Annotated in this window: 2 protein-coding genes; both read left to right on the top strand. The window is 75.7% G+C overall.

Going from position 1 to position 1,475, the window contains the following annotated elements; all coding sequences use genetic code 11:
- Positions 1-229 precede the first annotated feature (229 nt).
- Entirely contained in the window at positions 230-466 is a 237-nt protein-coding gene (locus MW084_RS01220; RefSeq protein WP_029553748.1) for a hypothetical protein, read from the top strand.
- Positions 459-1,334, top strand: a complete 876-nt coding sequence (locus tag MW084_RS01215; RefSeq protein WP_010473786.1) for a hypothetical protein — start codon at positions 459-461, stop codon at positions 1,332-1,334. The genes MW084_RS01220 and MW084_RS01215 overlap by 8 nt, the downstream gene beginning before the upstream one ends.
- Positions 1,335-1,475 lie beyond the last annotated feature (141 nt).

The following is a 1,475-nucleotide window of genomic DNA, read 5'->3' as shown; positions in this document are numbered from 1 at the left end:
TCCGGTGGGTGCCNAGTANGNAGCGTCAGTGTTTTATAAGCNACGGACCGGGCGGGGCGCGGGGCCGGCGGGACCTTCGCCGTTCACGCGAACGGAGCGCCACCATCACCCGGATGCCGCGCATCCAGGGGACCGGGGTTGCGTTAGGGGGGATATGGCAGCAACGCTCACCGACAGTCACCCCTCCGGTCGCGCCGGAGTCCCCGCCTGGGCGCACACCCCCGTGCCCATGGGGGATTTCGTCTTCATCCCCGCCTCGGCCTTCTCCCACGGTGTCAGCGGCAGGCTCTGGAGTTCGGAGGAGGCGGTCCCGCTCACCTGGTCAGCCCCCGCCCTGGAGGAGTTCGTCGCCGCGATGGAACGCATCGAGCGCGACTTCTCGTCCTCGTGGAGGGAGGCCGATCTGCCGCCGGGCGGTGCCGCCGGGGGAGCCGGGGAGCGGACGGGGCTCCACCGCCATGCGTGACTTCGGCCCGGGAGAGTTCTTCGGCCCCCCCTACGGCTTCCCCGACACCACCGGCTCCCCGGCGTGGCCGCACTGGCCCGAGGCGCCCGCCGTCCCGCGGGCGGAACTCCCCGGATACGGCGGCCCCGACGGCCTGCTGGACCCCTCCTGGGACCCCACGGAGGAGCTGGCCTCCCTCCTCCAGGACGCCGCCGAGGCCGAGCGAAGCGTCCTCCCGCCGGTCCACAGGCCGCCGGACGGAGTCCTCCCGCCGGGCCCGGAACCCCTTGCGGTCCCGGTGGAAGCCCCGGCCGACCGGTCACCCGCCCCCCGCGGCGCCGGCCCCGGCCACCGCGGGAACCGCCGCGCCACCGCCGGCTGGGTGCCCGCGGTCAGCTGCTCGATCGCCGCGGTGGCCGCCGTCCTCGTGTCCATGGTGAGCGTCTTCGGCGGTGTCATCGCCTACGACCCGCTGCGCCACATCGCCGCGCCCCGCACCGCCGCCCACGTCGTCGACTGGTGGCCCCTGCTCGTGTACGGGCCGTGGCTCGTGGCGTCCCTGTCCATCCTGCGGGCCGCCGTGCACCAGCGCCGTGCCGTCCACTCCTGGGTCGTCGTCCTGCTGTTCTCCCTCACCGCGATGCTGCTGTGCGTGGCCCAGGCCCCCCGCACCTTCCTCGACACCGCCGCGGCCGCCCTGCCGACGGTGGCCTCCCTGGCCTGCTTCCACCAGATGGTCCGCCTCATCACACTGACCAGACCGCCCCGCAGGCCCCTGCACGGCCGCCGGGTCCCGCGGGGCGCGGCCCGCACCGGCCGTCCGGCCGGGCTTCCCGCGGGAACCGCCCACCCGTACCGGCGACCGCTGACCGGCGACCACGGTCCGTGACGGGCGGTGCCCCTTCTCGTGGCGGTACGGACCCGTACCGCCACGAGGAAGGGCACCCTCGTACGGCCCCCCCGGGCCCGCGCGAACGCCGGCCCTCCCGNNNCNCNNCNCTGCGCNNGNCCTAGTGGGCGGCGCCGCGCG

This window comes from Streptomyces sudanensis, from assembly GCF_023614315.1.
Classification (GTDB): Bacteria; Actinomycetota; Actinomycetes; order Streptomycetales; family Streptomycetaceae; genus Streptomyces; species Streptomyces sudanensis.
Note: the sequence above shows the minus strand (reverse complement) of the source record. Positions and strands in the feature narration are given on the sequence as shown.